Origin of the sequence: Gottfriedia acidiceleris (genome assembly GCF_036421055.1) — a bacterium.
GTDB lineage: Bacteria > Bacillota > Bacilli > Bacillales > Bacillaceae_G > Gottfriedia > Gottfriedia acidiceleris_C.
Genome location: NZ_JAZGQS010000007.1, coordinates 251,835 through 275,029 on the forward strand (window position 1 = coordinate 251,835; position 23,195 = coordinate 275,029).

At 34.2% G+C, this 23,195-nt stretch carries 18 protein-coding genes; 4 read left to right on the plus strand and 14 right to left on the minus strand.

Annotated elements, in window-relative coordinates:
• Positions 1–27: 27 nt before the first annotated feature.
• The 6 genes from RAH41_RS13125 to RAH41_RS13150 all read right to left on the minus strand — a co-directional run bounded on the left by RAH41_RS13125 (position 28) and on the right by RAH41_RS13150 (position 6,355).
• Positions 28–273 carry a type B 50S ribosomal protein L31 gene (locus tag RAH41_RS13125; protein ID WP_025671035.1) on the minus strand — a complete coding sequence of 82 codons (246 nt, stop codon included), beginning with the start codon at positions 271–273 and terminating at the stop codon, positions 28–30.
• Positions 274–432: 159 nt separating this feature from the next.
• On the minus strand, positions 433–1,707 hold the full coding sequence (gene rho / locus RAH41_RS13130) for a transcription termination factor Rho (protein ID WP_025671034.1): 1,275 nt from the start codon (positions 1,705–1,707) through the stop codon (positions 433–435).
• A 355-nt stretch (positions 1,708–2,062) separates the two neighbouring features.
• Positions 2,063–3,028 (minus strand): class II fructose-bisphosphatase, encoded by a 966-nt coding sequence (glpX, locus tag RAH41_RS13135; protein ID WP_331222970.1) that lies wholly within the window; start codon positions 3,026–3,028, stop codon positions 2,063–2,065.
• Positions 3,029–3,092: 64 nt separating this feature from the next.
• The gene (locus RAH41_RS13140; RefSeq protein WP_331222972.1) at positions 3,093–4,391 is read right to left on the minus strand and encodes a UDP-N-acetylglucosamine 1-carboxyvinyltransferase; all 1,299 of its coding nucleotides are present in this window, start codon (positions 4,389–4,391) and stop codon (positions 3,093–3,095) included.
• Positions 4,392–4,828: 437 nt separating this feature from the next.
• Positions 4,829–5,683, minus strand: coding sequence for a class II fructose-bisphosphate aldolase (locus tag RAH41_RS13145; RefSeq protein WP_331222975.1), 855 nt, complete (start codon positions 5,681–5,683; stop codon positions 4,829–4,831).
• A 294-nt stretch (positions 5,684–5,977) separates the two neighbouring features.
• Positions 5,978–6,355, minus strand: coding sequence for a response regulator (locus RAH41_RS13150; protein ID WP_025671030.1), 378 nt, complete (start codon positions 6,353–6,355; stop codon positions 5,978–5,980).
• A gap of 201 nt (positions 6,356–6,556) precedes the next feature.
• On the opposite strand from RAH41_RS13150, the gene RAH41_RS13155 reads away from it, so the two are divergent.
• The gene (locus RAH41_RS13155; RefSeq protein WP_331222977.1) at positions 6,557–7,081 is read left to right on the plus strand and encodes a DUF2529 family protein; all 525 of its coding nucleotides are present in this window, start codon (positions 6,557–6,559) and stop codon (positions 7,079–7,081) included.
• 68 nt (positions 7,082–7,149) lie between these two features.
• On the opposite strand, the gene RAH41_RS13160 is transcribed toward RAH41_RS13155, so the two are convergent.
• The 6 genes from RAH41_RS13160 to RAH41_RS13185 form a co-directional block, all read right to left on the minus strand.
• Positions 7,150–8,751: a CTP synthase gene (locus tag RAH41_RS13160; protein WP_331222979.1), complete on the minus strand. Its 1,602-nt coding sequence runs from the start codon at positions 8,749–8,751 to the stop codon at positions 7,150–7,152.
• Positions 8,752–9,065: 314 nt separating this feature from the next.
• On the minus strand, positions 9,066–9,611 hold the full coding sequence (gene rpoE / locus RAH41_RS13165) for a DNA-directed RNA polymerase subunit delta (RefSeq protein WP_331222980.1): 546 nt from the start codon (positions 9,609–9,611) through the stop codon (positions 9,066–9,068).
• Positions 9,612–9,878: 267 nt separating this feature from the next.
• On the minus strand, positions 9,879–13,118 hold the full coding sequence (gene icmF, locus RAH41_RS13170) for a fused isobutyryl-CoA mutase/GTPase IcmF (RefSeq protein ID WP_331222981.1): 3,240 nt from the start codon (positions 13,116–13,118) through the stop codon (positions 9,879–9,881).
• 127 nt (positions 13,119–13,245) lie between these two features.
• The gene (locus tag RAH41_RS13175) at positions 13,246–14,376 is read right to left on the minus strand and encodes an acyl-CoA dehydrogenase (protein WP_331222982.1); all 1,131 of its coding nucleotides are present in this window, start codon (positions 14,374–14,376) and stop codon (positions 13,246–13,248) included.
• 403 nt (positions 14,377–14,779) lie between these two features.
• On the minus strand, positions 14,780–15,961 hold the full coding sequence (locus RAH41_RS13180; protein WP_331222983.1) for an acetyl-CoA C-acetyltransferase: 1,182 nt from the start codon (positions 15,959–15,961) through the stop codon (positions 14,780–14,782).
• 169 nt (positions 15,962–16,130) lie between these two features.
• Positions 16,131–18,239, minus strand: coding sequence for a heterodisulfide reductase-related iron-sulfur binding cluster (locus RAH41_RS13185; protein WP_331222984.1), 2,109 nt, complete (start codon positions 18,237–18,239; stop codon positions 16,131–16,133).
• A gap of 213 nt (positions 18,240–18,452) precedes the next feature.
• Here RAH41_RS13185 and cls point away from each other — a divergent pair, with 213 nt between their 5' ends.
• The 3 genes from cls (at position 18,453) to RAH41_RS13200 (ending at position 21,201) form a co-directional block, all read left to right on the plus strand.
• Entirely contained in the window at positions 18,453–19,646 is a 1,194-nt protein-coding gene (gene cls / locus RAH41_RS13190; protein WP_331222986.1) for a cardiolipin synthase, read from the plus strand.
• Between the two features lie 43 nt (positions 19,647–19,689).
• Positions 19,690–20,646 (plus strand): UV DNA damage repair endonuclease UvsE, encoded by a 957-nt coding sequence (uvsE, locus tag RAH41_RS13195; protein ID WP_331222988.1) that lies wholly within the window; start codon positions 19,690–19,692, stop codon positions 20,644–20,646.
• Positions 20,647–20,868: 222 nt separating this feature from the next.
• Positions 20,869–21,201 (plus strand): nuclear transport factor 2 family protein, encoded by a 333-nt coding sequence (locus tag RAH41_RS13200; RefSeq protein WP_331222990.1) that lies wholly within the window; start codon positions 20,869–20,871, stop codon positions 21,199–21,201.
• 57 nt (positions 21,202–21,258) lie between these two features.
• Here the strand turns inward: RAH41_RS13200 and RAH41_RS13205 are convergent, their stop codons facing one another.
• Together RAH41_RS13205 and sigI are read right to left on the minus strand one after the other, a co-directional pair.
• On the minus strand, positions 21,259–22,329 hold the full coding sequence (locus RAH41_RS13205) for an anti-sigma factor domain-containing protein (protein ID WP_331222992.1): 1,071 nt from the start codon (positions 22,327–22,329) through the stop codon (positions 21,259–21,261).
• Positions 22,330–22,331: 2 nt separating this feature from the next.
• Positions 22,332–23,060, minus strand: a complete 729-nt coding sequence (sigI, locus tag RAH41_RS13210) for an RNA polymerase sigma-I factor (RefSeq protein ID WP_331222993.1) — start codon at positions 23,058–23,060, stop codon at positions 22,332–22,334.
• Positions 23,061–23,195 lie beyond the last annotated feature (135 nt).

The window sequence follows — 23,195 nt, forward strand, 5'->3', positions numbered from 1 at the left end:
CAATAACTCGCCTGCTTTTCATCAATATTACTTAAGGCCGTATTTTTTGTTGAAACGTTCAACACGTCCTGCAGCGTTAGCAAATTTCTGACGTCCAGTGTAGAATGGGTGAGAATCAGAAGAAACCTCAACTTTGATTAGAGGGTAAGTTTCGCCATCTTCCCATTCGATTGTTTCGTTAGAATATTTTGTTGATCCGCTTAAAAATTTGAAACCAGTGTTAATATCCATAAACACTACTTTCTTGTAATTAGGATGAATATTCGCTTTCATGTTTTTCATCTCCTTCCGCCCTGAAATCCTTGAAATCAGAGTTATAAGAAACCATGTGTATACCACATAATTTACATTTCACATACAAATGAAATTATAGCAACTAACCCGGGAGAATGCAACCCACTATTTCTCTTTCAGATTGCTTATATCTTCCAACTATTTATTAGAGACTGGTGTTTTTCTACTTTCTTCAGTCATCGTATTGAAGAAATCTTCATTTGTTTTCGTTTGACGAAGCATTCTGAAATAACGTTCAACAAAGTCTGGAATATCTGACATTGTTTTTCGCATTAACCATAGCTTGTCCAGATGATCTTTTGGTATTAATAGATCCTCTTTACGTGTTCCAGAACGACGAATGTCAATTGCTGGGAAGATACGACGTTCAGCTAATGAACGATCTAAGTGAAGTTCCATATTACCGGTACCTTTAAATTCCTCATAAATGACATCATCCATACGTGAGCCAGTGTCGATTAAAGCTGTTGCTAAAATCGTTAAACTTCCACCTTCTTCGATATTTCGTGCAGCACCGAAGAATCGTTTTGGTCTATGGAATGCAGCAGGATCAATACCACCTGATAATGTACGACCACTTGGTGGAATAACTAAATTATATGCACGAGCAAGCCTAGTGATACTATCCATTAAAATAATGACATCTTTCTTGTGCTCTACTAGTCTCATAGCGCGCTCTAATACTAATTCAGCAACCTTGATATGACTATCAGGAGTTTCATCGAAAGTTGAACTTACAACATCTCCTTTTACAGAACGTTCAATGTCCGTTACCTCTTCTGGTCGCTCATCAATTAGCAATACAATTAATTCAGCTTCTGGGTGATTTGTTGTGATGCTATTTGCAATTTCTTTTAATAACTCTGTCTTACCGGCTTTTGGAGGGGCAACAATTAAACCACGTTGACCAAATCCTACTGGGGCGATCATATCAATAATTCTTGTAGAAAACTTAGCAGGAGAAGTTTCAAGCTTCATTTGTCTATTTGGATATAATGCAGTTAATCCCGGGAAGTGAACTCGTTCTTTGGCATTCTCTGGATCATCTCCATTGACTGCTTCTACTTGAAGTAGACCAAAGTATCTTTCATTTTCCTTCGGTGGACGTACTTTTCCAGAAACCTTATCACCATTTCGCATATCAAAACGACGAATCTGAGATGCAGAAATATAAATATCTTCTGAACTTGGTGAATAATTAATTGGACGTAAAAATCCATATCCTTCTGAAGGGATAATTTCTAGTACACCTTCCATGAACATTAATCCATCTTTTTCCGCTTGCGCTTTAAGGATTGCAAAAATAAGTTCTTTTTTCGTTAATTTGCTGTAATACGAAATTTTCATTACCTTCGCGTGTTCATACAAATCTTTTAATTTCATGTTTTCTAATGCAGAGATTGTTAAACTCATATAACACCACTCTTTACTTTTATTCGTTCAAATTAGGGTTTTCTTAATTCGGAAGGTTATTTAGAAGGTTTTTTGAAGGAAACTTACATAAAGTATTACTCTTTAGTGTAACCTTTTCCCCTAAAAATATTCTAAGTAATTAGAATTAATAGGTTTACTATCTATTGAGATTATAATTCGAAAGAGTTTTTTATGCCAACTATTTTTCGACTAAACTATTTAATGACTCTTCCCCTTGGTAAATAAAGGGAAGAGTCATTATTCTACTAAATTAATAGCTAGATTTTGATTTCGTTAACAAAGAATTTTAATTCATTATTAACCTCCATCAAAACCAAGCCTTTAAGCGTTTTGATTATTTAATAACTAGGTTTGGTTTTTTGTTCAGGCTGTGACGTCCATCTACAAAACGTACAGTTCCTGATTTAGCACGCATAACTAATGATTGCGTAGAACCTACATTTCCTTTGTATTGTACACCTTTTAGCAATTCTCCATCTGTTACACCAGTAGCAGCAAAAATTGCGTCGTCACCCTTAACTAAATCGTCCATATATAATACACGGTTTGGATCTTCTATACCCATGCGTTTGCAACGTTCGATCTCTTCTTCATTTTGAGGTAATAACTTCCCTTGAAGTTCTCCACCTAAACATTTTAATGCAACTGCAGCGATAACTCCTTCTGGTGCTCCACCGCTTCCAAATAGAATATCAACACCTGTGTGATCAAAAGCTGTGTTAATTGCACCCGCAACATCACCATCGTTAATTAGTTTAATTCGAGCACCTGCTGAGCGAATTTCTTCAATTAACTTCGCATGGCGTTCTCTATTTAATACTGTTGCAACGACTTCATTAATATTTTTTCCTTTTGCTTTTGCTACAGCCGTTAAGTTCTCAAGAACAGATGCATTGATATCAACTTTACCAACCGCCTCAGGTCCTACTGCAAGTTTCTCCATATACATATCAGGAGCATGTAATAAATTGCCATGGTCAGCAATTGCAATAACTGCTAAAGCATTCCATCCACCAGATGCCACGATATTGGTACCTTCAAGTGGATCAACTGCTACATCTACTCGTGGACCATATCCATTACCTAGTTTCTCACCGATATAAAGCATTGGAGCCTCGTCCATTTCGCCTTCTCCAATTACAACTGTTCCCTTCATAGGAATCGTATCAAATACGTCACGCATTGCTGTTGTCGCAGCATCATCTGCTTCATCCTTTTTACCTAAACCCATCCATTTTGCAGATGCTAGTGCCGCTGCCTCAGTAACACGAACTAACTCCATTGATAAACTTCTTTCCATTCAAAACTCCCCCTTTGATGTAAATGAAAACTAAATTATGTTATGAGTATGTTAACACCCAATCTTACGCGTTTTTTAATTGTTCAACTTCTTGCTCAGTTAGTTGAACACGCCATACATTAGCTCCTAAACCTAAAAGCTTTTCAACTAAATCCTCATATCCTCTATCAACATGCTCTAATCCAGTTAGCTCTGTTTTACCTTCTGCAATTAAGCCTGCTATAACTAAAGCTGCTCCAGCACGTAAATCACTTGCTTTTACACGACCACCTTGTAACTGTGAAGGACCGGAAATAATAGCCGTACTACCTTCAACTTTAATCGTTGCACTCATTCTTCTAAGCTCATCAATATGCTTAAATCTTGCACCATAAATTGTATCGGTTATAACGGCTGTCCCATTTGCCTTCGTTAACAGCACAGAAAACGGCTGCTGTAGGTCAGTTGGAAACCCTGGATAAACTAAAGTTTTGATATCTACTGATTTTAGTTCTTTATTTGAACCTGAGACGATAATTTGATCGTCATTCGTGTCAATATCTATATTCATTTCTCTCATTTTCGCGATAAGCGATTCCAAATGGTGAGGAATAACATTATCAACAACAACCTTGTCCCCTTCTTGCACAGTTGCAGCAGCTAATATTGCATAAGTTCCTGCTTCAATACGATCTGGGATAATTGTATGTGTACAGCCAGATAGTGATTCTACTCCATCAATTCGAATTACATCAGTACCAGCACCTTTAATTTTAGCACCCATACTTGTTAATAAAGTAGCTACATCAACAATCTCAGGCTCTTTTGCAGCGTTTTCAATAACAGTTCTACCATTTGCTAAAACTGCTGCTAACATAATATTAATCGTTGCACCAACACTCACTACATCTAAGTAGATACGTGCACCTTTTAGTTCTTCTGCCCTTAAATAGATTGCACCTTGCTCATTCGTTACTTTTGCGCCTAATGCTTCAAAACCTTTTATATGTTGATCAATAGGTCTTGGGCCAAGATAACATCCCCCTGGTAAGCCTATAACCGCTTGCTTAAATCTACCTAACATTGCACCCATTAAATAATAAGACGCTCGCAATTTTTTTACTTTCCCACTTGGAAGTGGCATTGCAACCATATTTGATGGATCAATCATTATTTTTTCATCAGATACTTCTACTTGACCACCTATTTCCTCTAAAAGGTCACATAGTGTTTGAACATCTGAAATAGAAGGAACTCCTTCAAGTGTCACAGGTGAGCTTGCTAAGATAGTTGCTGGGATTAAAGCCACTGCACTATTTTTGGCACCGCTAACACGAATTGTCCCTTTTAAAGGTATACCGCCTTCTAATACAAGCTTTTCCATAGTATACTCCCTTCTAAATGAGCAGAAGAAAATAGTAGAGAAGTAATTTTTTAAACTTCTCAACTGTCGAATAGTTTCTACCTATTTTCTCCAAAATTCTACTTCTCTAATCTTAGTTTATACGAGAGCTACAGTCTATTGTAAAGACTTTTGCTTCGAATCGGTTAATTACAATATCTTGAATTTCAATAAAAATTGAGTAAAACCTTTAAATAAATTTTGATTAGTTAATAAAGTAGATATAGATATTTGGTAAACTCTTAACTAGACCTAAACTAATTCTAATCATTATTATCTTATATCTTCAAGTCTAAATGAAAAAACATATAAAATTATTACTAAAAACGGCTTTGTTAAACAAGAAAACCGTCTAAACATAATTTAGACGGCTTAATTTATTATAATATAACATATTTTAGGCTAAAAAACTTAAAATATTACGCTTTGTTGCTAGTACCGAACTCACGGATTTTGCCAGCTACTGTTGCGATAATTGCTTCGCGACCTGGTCCAAGAACTTTACGTGGATCGTATTGTTTTTGATCATTTGCAACAAACTCACGAACAGCTTTATTGAAAGCAATTTGGTTCTCAGTGTTTACGTTAATTTTTGCAGTTCCACGAGCGATTGCTTTTTGAATTTGTTCAGTTGGGATTCCAGTTCCACCGTGTAATACTAATGGTACATTCGTCTCGTTACCGATTTGTTCCATTTCGTCGAAACCTAATTTTGGTTCACCTTTGTATGGTCCATGAACAGAACCTAAAGCTGGAGCTAAGCAATCAATGCCAGTACGCTCAACTAGTTCTTTACACTCTGCTGGATCAGCATAAATAATGTCTCCAACAACATGATCTTCTTGTCCACCAACAGTTCCTAATTCAGCCTCTACAGATACACCATGAGAGTGAGCGTAGTCTACAACTTTTTTAGTTGTTTCAACGTTTTGTTCAAATGGATCGTGAGAAGCATCAATCATAACTGAAGTAAATCCAGCGTCAATTGCAGCTTTACATGCTTCAAAGCTTGAACCGTGGTCAAGATGAATCGCTACAGGTACAGTAATTTTTAAATCAATTAATAAACCTTCTACCATTTTTACAACAGTATTAAATCCACCCATGTATTTAGCTGCACCTTCAGAAACACCTAGAATTACAGGTGATTGTTCTTTTTCAGCTGCAGTAAGAATTGCATAAGTCCACTCTAAGTTATTAATATTGTATTGACCAACAGCGTATTTACCTTCTTTTGCTTTATTAAGCATTTCAGTCATAGATACTAAAGGCATTTTAAGCCCTCCTTATATACTCTTTTTTGAAAATTAATCTGCACCCATAATTTTACTAACAAGATTATAATGCTACAAATCGTTCTTTATTATGTAAATTATAAGGTATTTATATCACAACATAAGAATACAAAAAATGATATGAAAACACAACAAATATCATCTAATGTTCGTATTATCGTAACATATTAGACAATTAAACATTATTTCTAACGTTTTTATCAGCCATTTCCAAAAACGCTTACAATTAATAGATAAAAATAAAAGCAGATGGTCCGCTACCCATCTGCTATTTTACTGCTGAGATTGTGGTTGTGAAGTATGTTCTCTAACAACCTTTTTAATTTCATCAATATCAAATGGTTTTGGAAAATATTGTAGTGCTCCTAATTTTTTAGCTTCTTCAATAATATCTAGTTCACCATAAGCCGTCATCAAAATGACTTTAATGTCCTTATTAATTTCTTTGATTCGCTTTAGAATCTCCACTCCGTCCATACCTGGTATTTTCATATCAAGAATAACTAAGTCGGGACAATCCTTCACTACAATATCAATTGCTTGAAAACCATTAGCAGCTTGAAATACCTCATAGCCTTCTTTTTTGAAAATTTCGTGTAAAAGCAAACGAATTCCGTACTGATCGTCTACTATAAGTAATTTACTTCCCAAAAATAGTACCACCTTTCTAAACCAGATAACCTTGCTTAAAAAAATACAAATTCCCCTAAATTTTTACATTCTACTAAAAATCCTTTTTTCCTGCATACGTTTGAAAAATTTACAAAAAATTACTTTTTCAAATTTTTTTGTATCTATCTAAATTACAGTATAATGGTTAGACCATACTTTTATAAGAGGGAGTATTATTTAATGTTAAAAATTTTTTCGACACAACTGAATGGCGTTTTTCAAAAAATAGTTAAACAAGAGGAAGTATTTGAAGATGCTTCACGCTTCCTAGCACAGGCAGTTATAGGCGAGGGATGCGTTTATGTTCATGGCACAAAAGAATTTGCTGGTATTGTTTCAGAAATAACTGATGGTGCAGAGCATAACGACTCAATTAAACCTTTGTTGATTAACAACGAAATCCAGTCTTTATCTCCAGTAGATCGAGTTCTGTTATTTACAAGACAGACGGATGATCAAGAAGCTATTCTTCTTGCTAATAAACTATCAGACTTAAACATTGGATTAGTGATCGTCTCTACTACGATTAATGGAGAAGACCATTTATCAGATCTAGCAGATGTATTTATTAACTATGAATTAACAAGAAAACTTGTTCCAACTGACGAGGGAGACCGAATCTGTTTACCTACACTACTTATTGGATTATTTATTTATCACTGCCTACTACTTACAATGAGTGAAATCCTATCAGATTTCGACTGAAAAATATGTTCTAAATAAGAAAAAACCCAACATGATTTTAATAAAATCTGTTGGGTTTTTTTATTTCCTTAACCTCGGTTTTGTAGTGATGCTCCTACAAAATCTCTGAATAATGGTTGTGGTCTATTTGGACGAGAAATAAACTCTGGGTGGAATTGTGAAGCTACAAACCAAGGATGATTTGGTAACTCAATAATTTCTACTAAACGACCATCTGGGCTAGTACCTGAGAAGATAAATCCTTCTTGTTCCATTTGTTGACGGTATTCATTATTGAACTCATAACGATGACGGTGACGTTCATAAACAACTTCTTCTCCGTAAGCTTCGTATGCTTTTGAACCTTCAACCAATTTACATGGATATAAACCTAAACGTAATGTACCACCTAAGTCTTCTACATCTTTTTGTTCTGGTAATAAATCGATGATTGGATAGTTAGTAGTAGGATCGATTTCAGCTGAGTGAGCACCTTTCAAGCCTAAAACATTTCTAGCAAATTCAATTGACGCAATTTGCATACCTAGACAAATTCCTAAGAATGGTACGTTATTTTCACGAGCAAATTGTGCCGTCAAGATTTTGCCTTCTACTCCACGGTCTCCAAATCCACCTGGTACAAGAATTCCATCTACATCGCTTAAAAGTTCATTTACATTAGCTGTTGTAACTTCTTCTGCATTAATCCATTTAATTTCAATTTCGCTATCAAAAGCATATCCTGCATGCTTTAATGCCTCTGCTACTGAAATATAAGCATCTTGTAATTCAACATATTTACCAACAAGAGCGATTTTTGTTGATTTAGTTAGATTTTTAACTTTGTCTACTAAAGAAATCCACTCTGTCATATCCGCTTCATTTGTTTGTAGTTTTAAATGATTACATGCGATACTGTCTAATCCTTGTGCTTGTAATGCTAATGGGATTTCGTAAAGAGTATCTGCATCTACACATTCGATTACGTCTTTAGCATCTACGTCACAGAATTGAGCTATTTTATCCTTCATTTCTTGTGGTACAGATGTTTCTGAACGTAATACGATGACATTTGGTTGAATACCAATGCTACGAAGTTCTTTTACACTGTGTTGTGTTGGTTTTGTTTTTAACTCACCAGCAGCTTTAATATAAGGTAGAAGTGTACAGTGAACATACATTACGTTGTCACGACCTACATCGCCTTTAATTTGACGAATAGCTTCGATAAAAGGTAATGACTCGATATCACCAACTGTTCCACCGATCTCAGTGATAACAACATCAGCATTCGTTTCGCGACCCGCACGGAAAACTTTGTCCTTAATCTCATTTGTAATGTGTGGGATAACTTGTACAGTTCCTCCTAAGTAATCTCCACGACGTTCTTTTTGTAATACCGTAGAATAAACTTTACCACATGTTACATTGTTGAATTTAGTAACGTTAATATCAACAAATCTTTCATAATGACCTAAGTCTAAGTCTGTTTCTGCACCATCATCTGTTACGAAAACTTCACCATGTTGGTATGGACTCATTGTTCCTGGATCTAAGTTAATGTACGGATCGAACTTTTGAATTGTTACATTTAATCCTCTGTTTTTTAGAAGTCGTCCTAAAGATGCTGCAACAATCCCTTTACCAAGAGAAGAAACTACGCCACCTGTTACAAAAATATACTTTGTCATAATTGAGCCCCTTTCATTTTTAGCATTCGTATTTTATTTTTCCTTACAAGAAATTACAAAGCTAAACCTTTATAAAAAATTATTTAATAACATTTTGTATGCATGCTTTATTGTCATCCAAAATTGGGTTTTTTCATGCAAATTTTTAACAATTGAATCGAAAGCAAACATTGCTTTTATTGTTTTATTACATTAAGTATTTGTAAAAAAACAAAGACGCCCCCTATTTAAAATAGGGAGCGTCAAAATATATTTCGTTCTTTTTAAAGAGCCCAATAAGAATTCTACTCATTCAGTACTTAAAAGTCAAGAACTTATAGTTCTTCTTCCTCTTCAAATTCATCTAATTCTTCATCTTCATCTTCTAATTCTAAATCTTCATCATCTATTTCAAGGTCTTCATCATCTTCATCGATTTCTTCGTCATCAAACTCATCAGTTTCATCATCATCAACTAGATCTTCATCTAACTCGTCTAAATCAAGTTCTTCCTCTTCGAAATCTTCATCATCAGATGCGTCATAATCTTCGAACTCATCATCTTCTTCCAATTGTTTACGTTTCTTCTTAGGTTTGGCAACAGGTAATACTTCTTCTTCTGCTTGATCGTATGGGTACCAAGCACGTAATCCCCAACGATTTTCACCTAAACATACGAAGCGACCATCAATATTTAATTCTGTATAAAATTGAGGAAGTTTTTCTAGTAATGCTTCTCTAGTTACACCTAAAACTGTTGCCATTTGGTCAACTAAATCATAAAAAGAAATTGGTTCCTTTGTTTCAGAAAAAAGTTCATATGCTAATTCAATAAGCGATAATTCTTTTAATTGCTCTTCCGAGTATTGCTTTAAACTCAAGGTAAGCACTCCTTTAAAAATAATATTTTCACCATAATTTAATAACATTATGTATAAATTTTACTAGTTAGCTATAAAATACATATCTTTCATTATAAACAAAACTATGTTAAATATGCTAGCACCTTGTCTATATTTTTCAATATTAGATTAATTTTTCGCGAAAATAGTAAAATGAGCGTCTAAAAGACGCCCATTCTACCTAACACCAGTCACATGCTGCTTTTGCTTTCTTAAAGCAGGAAAAACAGCTTTTCACAATTCTTTTTACATATTTCTACGGTATTGTCCGCCTACTTCATATAATGCTTGAGTGATTTGTCCTAAACTAGCAACACGAACAGTATTCATTAGCTCTTCGAATAAATTGCCATTTTGACGAGCAACTTGTTTTAATTGTTCTAGCGCTACTTGTGCTTCTGATTTATGTTTCACTTGGAAATGCTCTACATGATCGATTTGCGATTGTTTTTCTTCGTAACTTGATCTAGCGATTTCCATTGTATTAATTGATTCCATTTGTTCGTTAGGATTGATGTAAGAGTTTACTCCTATTATCGGAAGTTCACCATTATGTTTAAGTGTTTCATAATAAAGTGATTCTTCTTGAATTTTGCCACGTTGATATTGAAGCTCCATCGCACCTAGCACGCCACCACGGTCGCTGATTCTCTCAAACTCTTTTAAGACTGCTTCTTCTACTAAGTCTGTTAGCTGCTCAATAATAAATGATCCTTGGATAGGATTTTCATTTTTCGATAGACCATTTTCTTTTTGAATAATAAGCTGAATCGCCATTGCTCGACGTACAGATTCCTCAGTAGGAGTTGTAACAGCTTCATCATATGCATTTGTATGAAGTGAGTTACAGTTATCATATAAAGCCAGTAACGCTTGTAATGTTGTACGAATATCATTAAATGCCATCTCTTGGGCATGTAATGAGCGACCGGAAGTTTGAACGTGATATTTAAGTTTTTGGCTACGTTCAGATGCACCATATTTTTCTTTCATCGTAACAGCCCAAATTCTTCTCGCTACACGGCCAATTACCGAGTACTCAGCATCAAGCCCATTACTAAAGAAGAACGATAAATTATGTGCAAAATCATCAATTTTCATGCCTCGACTTAAATAATATTCAACGTAAGTGAATCCATTTGATAAAGTGAATGCAAGTTGTGATATCGGATTTGCTCCAGCTTCAGCAATATGGTATCCAGAAATTGAAACTGAATAATAATTACGAACATTATTATCAATAAAATACTGTTGTATATCACCCATCATTTTTAAAGCGAATTCTGTTGAGAAAATACATGTATTTTGCCCTTGATCCTCTTTTAAAATATCAGCTTGAACAGTACCACGAACTTTTTGTAAAGTTACTCGCTTTAATTCAGTAAATTCTTCAACTGTTAAAATACGGCCTAATTCTTTTTCTTTGATTTCAACTTGTTGATGGATAGCAGTATTTAAGAACATCGCTAAAATAATTGGTGCTGGACCATTAATTGTCATAGAAACAGATGTTGAAGGACTACATAAATCAAAACCTTTGTAAAGCTCAATCATATTATCTAAAGTACATACATTAACTCCGCTCTCACCAATTTTCCCAAAAATATCAGGACGGATTGCTGGGTCTTCTCCATATAAGGTTACTGAATCGAATGCTGTACTTAAACGTTTAGCTGGGTCATTCTCGCATAGATAGTGGAATCGTTTATTTGTTCTACTTGGAGGTCCCTCACCAGCAAATTGTCTCTTAGGATCTTCATCTTGACGTTTGAATGGGAATACTCCAGCTGTAAACGGGAAGTATCCAGGTACGTTTTCTTTCGCTACCCATCTTAATAAATCTCCATAATCTCGATAAGTAGGTACAGATACTTTCGGTATTTTTGTGCCCGATAAAGTTGTAGTTGTTAACTCTACTTTAATTTCTTTATCTCTAATTTTTTGAATTAGTTGATCTTTTGAATATGCTTCTTTAATCTCTTTAAAATGATTTAGAGCTTGTTTTGTAGATGGAGCAAGAGATTCTTCAAATTTATTTTTCAAATCTACTAATGTATGTTTTGCATCTTCAATATTTTGTGACTCTATTTCAGACAGTGTACCTTCAATTTGATAAAGTTTTGAAGCTTTTGCTGCTTCAACTTCAGTATTTTCGTGATAGTTTCTTACAGTTTCTGCAATTTCTCTTAAATAGAAACGACGATTACTTGGAATAATGACATGTTGTTTCTCCACATTACCTGGCTTAATATATGTCGTATTCCACTCATTTGCAGTGTGTTGTTCAATTGATTTTGTTAGAGCTAAAAATAAATTATTAGTTCCTGCATCATTGAACTGGCTAGCTATTGTTCCGTATACAGGCATTGTAGCGATATCATCATGGAAAAGATGGCGACTACGTTGATATTGTTTTTGAACAAGACGTAATGCATCTTCTGAGCCTTGACGTTCAAATTTATTAATTGCAATCAAATCTGCAAAGTCAATCATATCAATTTTTTCTAATTGAGAAGGTGCTCCAAATTCACTTGTCATAACATACAGATGAATATCACTGTACTTAGTTATTGCAGCATCACCTTGACCTATACCACTTGTCTCAACAAAAATAACGTCAAAATTAGCTGATTTTAAGATTGAAATAGCATCTTCTAATGCATTTGAAATTTCAGATTGACTGTCTCGAGTAGCCAAACTTCTCATATACACATTTGGATGGTGAATTGAATTCATACGAATACGATCACCTAATAGTGCCCCACCTGTTTTACGTTTGGTTGGATCAATTGAAACAATACCGATTGTTTTTTCTGGAAACTCTTGAATAAAACGGCGTACTAGCTCATCTGTTAAAGAACTCTTACCCGCTCCACCAGTACCAGTCATACCAATTACTACACTTTTACAAGTTTCTGATTTTTCTAATGTTGCGGCCATCTCTAAGCTTGAATCTAGAGAGCCTTTATTTTCAGCTAAAGTAATAAATCTAGCAATTTCTTTATGATTTGTAGCAGATAGTTTTTGAACGTTTTCTAAGTCCTTCAAAGGTGGAAGAAAATCTGTGCTTTGTAGCATATGATTAATCATTCCTTGAAGTCCCATTATACGACCATCTTCAGGTGAATAGATTTTAGTGATTCCGTATGCTTCTAGCTCTTCTTGCTCTTTAGGCAGAATTACGCCACCACCACCACCAAATAACTTGATGTGAGATGCGCCTCTTTCTTGAAGCAAGTCGTACATATATTTAAAGTACTCCATATGTCCACCTTGGTAGGAAGAAATTGAAATACCTTGTACATCCTCTTGAATTGCTGCGTTAATAATTTCTTCTACAGAGCGGTTATGGCCTAAATGAATAACTTCAACACCATTTTCTTGCAATAATCTTCTAATCATATTGATTGACACGTCATGGCCATCAAATAAACTTGATGCAGTAACGAAACGAATCTTGTGCTTAGCTTGATACTTTTCTACCATACTAATCATCCCCCAGAATTATAATTGCTTTTTTTGTAAAAGAAAACTTGGTAAAGAGCCATCCATATTCCCTTTACCAAGCTATCCTAATTATTCGTAATGCGAACAAAAGAATAAATATTAATTTCTATAGCATTCTTGAGATTACTAGTTTTTGAATTTCTTGTGTTCCTTCATAGATTTGAGTGATTTTAGCGTCTCTCATAAAGCGTTCTACCGGATAATCCTTCGTATATCCATAGCCACCGAAAACTTGTACTGCCTCTGTTGTAACCTTCATTGCAGTATCTCCTGCAAGTAATTTAGACATAGCAGATTCCTTACCATATGGAAGCCCATTTGATTCTAACCATGCAGCTTGATAAGTTAATAGACGAGAAGCTTCGATACTTGTAGCCATATCAGCAAGTTTAAATGAGACACCTTGTTGAGCAATAATTGGTTTACCAAATTGAACACGCTCTTTAGCATAATCAACTGACGCATCTAGTGCTCCTTGTGCAATACCTACTGCTTGAGCAGCGATTCCATTTCTACCCCCATCAAGAGTTTGCATCGCAACTTTAAATCCTTTACCCTCTTCACCTAATAGGTTTTCAGCTGGGATACGGCATTCTTCAAAGATAATTTCAGTTGTAGGTGATGAACGAATACCTAATTTACTTTCTTTCTTGCCAACTGAAAAACCTGGTGTATCACTTTCAACGATAAATGCAGAAACTCCATGTTTATTTGTCGGATCAGTCACTGCAAATACGACGTAAATTTCCGCTTCTCCACCGTTCGTAATAAATATTTTAGAACCATTTAATATATATTCGTTTCCTTCTTTTCTAGCAGTCGTTCTCATACCACCAGCATCTGACCCAGATCCTGGTTCAGTTAATCCATAAGCACCGATTTTTGTTCCTTGTGCTAACGGTTTTAAGAATTTTTGTTTTTGTTCTTCAGTGCCAAATTTATATATTGGCCAACTAGCTAATGAAGTGTGAGCTGATAAAGTCACACCTGTTGAAGCACAAACTCTAGAAAGCTCTTCAACCGCAATAACGTAAGCTAAATAATCACTACCGATTCCACCATATTCCTCTGGAAATGGAATACCTGTTAATCCCAACTCTGCCATTTGATCAAAAATTGAACGATCAAATTTTTCATGCTCATCACGCTCAGCAGCTGACGGAGCAACCTCATTTCTAGCAAAATCTCTTACCATTTTACGAATCATTTCATGTTCTTCACTTAAACGAAATTGCATAGATCATTTCCCCCGATTTTTGCAAGGACAAGGATCACAATCATGCGAAAGGTTTATATTGAAGATAATTATTTTATATCCTATTCCCCTTAACTTAATTGCTCCCTTATCTCTGCCATATTGTTTTTGTCGAATCTTGTAAGCGTTAACAAAAATTTTCTATTTTAACTAAAAAGATAGTCTACTTCGTATAATATTAGACGAAAATCTGAAAATTCCTGTTATTTTTTGTAGAAAAATTTTCAAGTCTGGAAGGAAGGAAAAACAGGATCAAGTTAATATGCAAAAATAGAAAAGCAAAAAAAAATAACAGCTAAAGGGAGGTAGTACTTAGGCAGAAAGAAATATTCCTCTCCTTACCCTTCCTACTCTTCCCATCCCCTGCTATTCTTGCTTTTCTCTCTTATCGTACTTCTACTAAGACTGCGTCTCCTTGACCACCGCCACTGCAGATTGCAGCAATACCTAAGCCGCCACCTCTTGCTTTAAGTGCATTAATTAATGAAACGATGATTCTTGCACCACTTGCTCCAATTGGATGTCCCAGAGCAATTGCTCCACCATTTACATTAATTTTTTCTAAAGGTATATCCGCAATTTTTGAACTTGCTAAAACTACTGCTGCGAATGCTTCGTTAATTTCAAATAAATCGATATCTGAAATCTTTTTATTTGTTTTTTGTAATAATTTTTGAATGACATATCCCGGAGTTCTTGGGAAGTCCTTTGCTTCTACAGCCATTGATTCTGTTGCAACAATTGTAGCTAAAGGTAGGTAGCCATTTAATTTTGCATCTTCCTCACTCATTAATAAAAGAGCTGCAGCTCCGTCATTTAGTCCAGGTGCATTACCAGCTGTGATTGTTCCGTCACGATCAAATGCTGGTGACAGCTTAGCTAGTTTTTCAATAGTAGTGTCCTCTCTTGGACACTCATCTACTTCAATTTTTGTTACGACTCCTTTTTTGTCAACGGATTCAATCGTTACAATCTCTTCTTTAAATTTCCCTGTTTTAATTGATTCAACAGCAAGTTGATGACTACGAAGTGCCCACTCGTCTTGTTGCTCACGAGATATGTCCTCGATTTTAGCAACCTCACTTCCATACGTACCCATATGAACACCAGTAAATGAACAAGTTAAACCATCTACTAGAAGACCATCTTTTAACTCTGTATTCCCCATTTTATTTCCCCATCTTAAAGAGGTTTGATAAAAAGGTGTATTACTCATTGATTCCATTCCACCTGCAACTATACGTTTACTTTCGCCTGATCGTATCAATAGATCAGAAAGCATAACACTACGCATACCAGATGCACATACTTTATTTATTGTTTCTGATCTAGTTTCCCAAGGTAATCCGGCATTACGAAGTGCCTGTCTTGAAGGTAATTGACCTTGGCCACCTTGTAAAACAGTTCCCATTATTACATCATCGATTGTTTCTAACGGATTGTTAACACGACTCAAAGTTTCTTTAATAGCAAAACCACCTAATTGGGCAGCACTAAAGCCCTTTAAAGCGCCTCCAAAACGTCCTAATGGTGTACGAACTGCACTTACTATAACTGTTTTACTCATCCCATTTTCCCCCTATAAATTTTATCTATTTCTCCTCTATAATAAAGTCCTATAACCAATCAATTCACTAAATAAAAGGCGGTTTAAAACGATGCCAGGCAGTGTGAAAGGTGTACAAGTTGCACACCTTTCATTGCTATTTTATGAAGATTGAAATGTTATAGAACTTTTATGAAGCTTGGTTTTGTTTGTCACCAAAAATCGATAACTCTAAAAGCTCTGCTATATCTAGTGTTTTAACACTTTCTTCGACTTCTTTTGCTTTTGTTCCATCTGATAGCATTGTTAAGCAATAAGGACAACCTGTTCCAATTACATTTGGACTAACAGCAAGTGCTTGTTCAGTACGTGTTACATTAATACGATTACCAACATGCTCTTCCATCCACATTAATCCTCCACCCGCTCCACAGCACATACCTGTTTCACGTTTACGCTCCATTTCAATTAGTTTGACGCCAGGGATTGCACGAAGAATATCCCTAGGAGCTTCATAAACTTCATTGTATCGACCTAAATAGCATGAATCATGGTAAGTAATCACTTCATTTACTTGATGAACCGGCTTTAATTTACCTTCTTTAACCAATTGAGATAATAATTCTGTATGATGATAAACTTCTATTGATAAACCAAAATCAGGATATTCATTTTTAAATGTGTTATAAGCATGCGGGTCAATTGTTACTAATTTACTTACTCCTGCTTTTTCAATTTCTGCAATATTATTACTTGCTAACTCTTGGAATAAGAATTCTTGACCTAATCGTCTAGGTGTATCACCAGAATTTTTCTCCTTATTACCTAAAATAGCAAACTTAATTCCAGCTTCATTCATAAGTTTCGCAAATGCTAATGCGATTTTTTGGCTTCGATTATCATAAGAACCCATTGAACCAACCCAGAATAAGTACTCAATTTCTTCTCCGGCTTTCTGAGCTTCTTTAACTGTTGGGATATGGATACTTTCATCTAATTCTCTCCAGTTTTCACGGTCCTTACGATTTAATCCCCATGGGTTTCCTTGACGTTCGATATTTGTCATTGCACGTTGAGCATCTGGTTGCATCTTACCTTCTGTTAAAACTAAATAACGACGTAAATCAATTACCTTTTCTACGTGCTCATTCATTACAGGACATTGATCTTCACAGTTACGACAAGTTGTACATGCCCAGATCTCTTCCTCAGTAATTACGTCACCAATTAAACTTGGACTATATTCCAATGTTGCTGCTGATTCTTGTTTTCCTTGAGAAGCAAATGCTAATTGATTTCCTTTTGTTTTAGAAAATGCAACTGTTGGAACCCAAGGTGCGCGAGACGTTACAACAGCCCCTGTTTCAGTTAAATGATCACGAAGTTTTAAAATTAAATCCATTGGTGATAGCATTTTTCCAGTTGCAGTAGCTGGACATACATTAGTACAACGACCACATTCAACACAAGCATATAAGTCAATTAACTGTGATTGACGGAAGTCGCTGATTTTTCCAACACCAAATGTCTCTTGTGTTTCATCTTCAAAATCTATTTTTTCTAACTTCCCTGCTTTCGTTAAACGATTAAAATACACGTTCGCTGGACCAGCAAGTAAATGTGCGTGTTTTGATTGAGGGACATATACTAAGAACGTTAAAAGTGAAATTAAGTGAGTCCACCAAGCAACATAGAATAATGATATTGATAAAGGCTTACTAATACCGTTAAATATTGTTGCAATTAATGATGCGATTGGTTCGTGAAAGCTTGTTGCTTCACCATGCCAAATGATTCCCATGCCATTACCAAATAGTGTTGATAACATTAATAAACCAATAAAAATAAGAACTAAACCGCTTTTCCAACCTCTTTTTAGTCGAACTAACTTTTCAATATATCTTCTATGGAAGGCCCAAACAACTGCCACCAATATTAGTAATGCAATGATTTCTTCAAAAAATGTAAATGCACCATACAAAGGTCCAAGAGGTAAATGTGCGCTTGGAACAAGACCTCTTATAATAAAGTCTAAAGCCCCAGCTTGAACTAAAATGAATCCGTAAAAGAATAATAAATGAATAAATCCACTTTTCTTATCCTTCAAAAGCTTTTTTTGGCCAAAAACATTGACCCAAATTTTTTGAAAACGTTCTTTTAAATTTCTTTCAAATTCTTCTTTTTTACCTAATTTGATATAGGCAAGTCTTGTTTGAATCAGGTAAATGAATAAATAAACTGCATAAACTGTAATTGCCACAAACCCTAGTGCGTTCAAATACAAAAGTGCATGATTCATGATGTATTCCTCCCCCAATTTTCCCGGTTATAAAGAAAACGCTTACTGTTTAAAAATTTATAACCATAATAATATTCAGAAAATATATACTTTAATTATATTATGAATGACTATTCAGTCAAATACTTTTTCATATTTAATTGTCTCTTTTTCATATTCTTCAATGTATATGGTCATACTATCAACACGTAAAAGGTAAAGGAGTTTAATTATATGATTCTTTGTATTTGCTTAATTGCTCTACTCTTTCTTATACTCCTTGCTAGCTTAGATCTTTATTTTGGCTATAAAGCATTTCATAAATATGATAAGACTTGTCCATTTAAAAAAAGATATAGTGAAACAATGTTAATAACTGATGGTAATGATTTGTACAAGCATCTTCTAGACGATATATCAGAAGCAAGTAGTAGCATTTCTATGCTTTTTTATATAGTTCGAAATGATGATACATCCGAAAAATTTTTATCATTGCTTGAAAGAAAAGCTTGTGAAGGATTACAAGTACGCTTGCTTGTTGATTGGATCGGCAGTTTTGGACTAAAGCGTAAAAGAATAAAAAAACTAAAAGAGAATGGCGTAGAAGTACTTTTTAATCGACGAACAGGATTTCCATTTACCCTTTATCGTTTTCAACACCGTAACCATCGAAAGATTACAGTAATAGATCAAAGAATTGGCTATTTTGGTGGTTTTAATATTGGCAAAGAATATATTGGTTTTGATGAAGATTTAGGTTATTGGAGAGATTATCATATTCGAATGACAGGTGAAGGTGTGAAAGATTTACACACTCAATTTTTAATAGATTGGGTTAGAAGTGGCGGAGAATCCTTTACGTTAATGAATGATGATGAATTAGCAAAAGGGAAAATCGAGCATCACTTCTATTCTTCGGACTTTGTACGCATTGAGAACCTATACAAAGATTTAATCGATCAGGCAAAAAAATATATTTATATTGGTACACCATATTTTATTCCAACAAAAAAACTAATGAACGCACTTCTTGCCGCTCTTAATCGAGGCGTCCACATATGCGTAATGGTCCCTGAAAAAGAAGACCACAGACTAGTTAAAGAGGCGAGTTTTCCACATCTCCTTTTAATTTTAGAAGGTGGTGGAGAAGTTTTTCATTATCAGAAAGGGTTCTTTCATGCCAAAGTACTACTCATCGATGATTGTTGCTGTGATGTAGGTTCCGTTAACTTTGATCGTAGAAGTCTTTGCATAAATGATGAATGGAGCTGTATTTTTTCGAGTGAGTCTTTCATATTGAAGATCAAAGAAATATTTATTAACGACTTAGAACGTTCAAAATCGTATCCTATTGGATATTATAAAAAAACAACATTTTTATGGAAATGTCGCAAGCTTTTATCTAAGCTTCTTTCCCCATTAATGTAATGTTATGACACATACATAAAAACAAAGTAGAGGTGAACAAAATATGATCATTCGATTTGGATATGTATCACATGCATTATCATTATATAATTGTTCACCTGCAAAAACTCTTACATTTACACGTTATAAAGCCCTTGACCAGGACGAACGTTTAGATAAATTAATTTATATTACATCGCAAAACATTGAAAATACGTATAGAGCACTTCATTATAATGTGGGACAACAAATTCCCTTATATAGAATGTCCTCTTCAATGGTCCCTTTGGCGACTCATCCAGATGTAGAGTTTGATTATCTAAATATTTTTCACAAACAATTTAAAGAAATAGGTGATTTTATCAAGAAGCATGAATTAAGAGTTAGTTTTCATCCTAACCAATTCACGCTTTTTACAAGTGATAAACCCCATATAACTGATAATGCTGTGATTGATATGGAATATCATTATAAAGTTCTTGAAGCAATGGGTATTTCAGACCAAAGTGTCATTAATATACATATTGGAGGAGCTTATGGAAATAAAGAGCTTGCAATTCAACGTTTTTATGAAAACATAAAAAAGCTCCCTGCTCACATAAAAAAACAAATGACACTAGAAAATGACGATAAGACGTACAATACCGCTGAAACACTAATGGTTTGTAAAAACGAAGGTATTCCGCTCGTATTTGACTATCATCATCATATGGCAAACTTATGTGAAGAACCATTAGAGAAATTATTACCCCTAATATTTTCTACTTGGGAGCATACATATTTGAAGCCTAAAATTCATATTTCATCTCCTAAATCCGATAAAGAGTTTAGAGCACATTCAGATTTAATCGACCTTGATTTTATTAAGCCCTTCTTTGACATTGTCAGATCAATTGGAAGTGATATCGATATAATGATTGAATCGAAAAAAAAGGATTTAGCTCTATTGCAATTAATGGAAGATATAGCAAAATGGAGAGGTTATAAACGAATAAGTGGTGGTATGATCGAAGTAACTTAAGTTGAGAAGCTAAGTACCAAAGACATGATAGCAGAAAGTAAAAGTGTTAAGAACGTAATTATAAAGTTCATTTATACTAATAGTCCCTTAGGAAGTTTAACTTACCTTGAAGGTTTATTTGGCTTTAAATGAACTGATCAATTTTGCAAAATAATGATATGATGGTTTATCGATATTCACCTACAAATCTTACTTCAACACTACAATAAAGGTTGTTTGTAAGTGAGCTATCAAAATGCGCTACTACAATACATAAAAGCAACAAATACTCATGATTTTAATCAAATAAAAAAATATATTCACAAGGACGCCATTTACTGGTTTTCAGACAAAACCTGTATTTCGTTACTAGAAATTCAGCAGTATTTTGAAAATGCCTGGAATGTTATTCAAGATGAAGTTTACAGAGTTACCAATGTAAAATGGTTAACTACGGATCATAATTCTGCAACATGTACTTATCAATTTCAATATGAAGGTTATTTGAAAGGAAACTTTGTAGTCGGTCATGGTAGAGCTACCAATGTATTTATAAAGAATGACCATGGTGATTAGCAGTATTTCCTAAGCTTTATTCTTTTTCATGGGATTAGTTAAAAAACACTCAGATTATTAATCTGAGTGTTTTTCATTTCCATTTTTCCAACCATTATTGTTCTCATTTTGATTGTTTTTAGAACGATTATTGCAGCCATGGCAGTCTTCTTTATTTTCATTTCTTCCTTGATCATTATTACTTCTTCTTAACTCGCGGTCATCTTTATCGTCATTTTTTTTTTTGACTGGATGCTTTTCATTGTTGTTGTATTGTTTCTTATGATTTTGATTCGATGATTCATGGTGTTCATCTTGAGTTTTATGATTCCATTGACGCTGCTTATTTCCCCAGTGCTCATCTTGATGTCTAACGCTCTTAACTTCTTCTTTTGAATGACTACTATTATTTTGTACTTTTTCGATTGTAGGTGACTTTAAACTAGCATTATTCTTGTAATTGGTTTCACCTTTTGTTACTTTTGTTACTTTTGTTGAATTAGAATTAACACTTTGTTCTTTATTTCGATTCTGGCTTTGATTTTGAGTTTTAACCTTTTGCTGATCAAGTTCCTTAGAATTTGGGACATTAAAATGACTATTACTGTCTTGAATATCCTGCAATTCATGATTTAGTTTACTTTGTTTATTTTTAAATTCTTTTCTCATCTCACCAGTTAATTTAATTATTTCATTTGGTTCAATTACTTTAGAATTTTCCATTTCATCAACTAAATCATCCATGACTAAATGGAGGGGTTCATTTCTCCAGTGATCCATTTTGTCGATCACTTGTTTACCTTGTTCATTGTGACCTTTTAATGCAATGACCTTTAACTGTTTGTCCAATATTAAAGATAACTTTGCTTCTGAGTTAATTGTAACCTTTCCTGCCGCCAATGCTTCATTGTTGTTCACATTTACAAATATAAAAGAAAAAAGAATTAATCCACTTGCAATAACAACAGGTATCAATTTAGGGATGCTCAATTTCATTTTTTTATTTAAAATGATTGCATTATTGGGGAACTGAATTTCTTCACCGATCGAGTAGGATGACAATATCTTTTTACATTTTACGTATTCTCCGTTAGCTGTTAGTACAACTACAGAAGAATGATTAACTTTTAATACAATTCCATTGTTCATCTTCAGTTCCCCCTTTTTAAATAGTTTTTTAAATAAATATACTCATTGACGCTAATGATACACATGGCAATTATATATTTTCTATGTTTTTCTAGCGATTTCCGACTTATATTAACTTTCGTTTCTAGTATTTTCATCGGTAATTTTTTCTTTTTATATAGAAAAGTTAACATTTCTTCATCAGATGTAACAAGGTCTACAACTGAAAAAATATGCTCCCTTGTATCTTCATGTTTAGGCGATACCTCTACTAAATTTTCTAATGAAATTCCAAATTGTTTCAGCATCTCACTGAAATGAATAATTTCTTCTTTACGGTTTATTTCATCAAAGTTTTTTATATAAGAGCTATACACATGGTCATCATATTGTTTATGTATATCATCTGAACCGGTTAGTTCTAAGGTTAACGATTGATATTTAGATTCCTTCCGAAAGAAATCGATTAGTTCTCGTTTTATGATCAATTTAGCAAAAGAAAGAAATGATGCACCTTTTTTATATGAATATAATTTAATTGCTTCATGAAATCCATTTAAACCGATACTAAATTCATCTTCTTGATTGGTAATATATCTTCCACAAATAGTCGAAACAGTTTTGTTTATAAAAGGAGTATATTGAACTATAAAATCATCTAGTTCTTTTGATGAAGACTGTTGTATTGTTAATACAATATCTTCAATTTTTTCTTTTCTTTTATAAAGCGTCTGAAAAATTGTAAGTAACAAGACCCGATCTCCTTTCAAAAGAGGATTGCTTAGCCATAAAAACTTAAAGGCGCCTCCACTCATTATATAATCAAATGAATGTATGAGGCACCATTTTAATTTAAATAGTTAAACTTCAGCATATCGCATCTTATG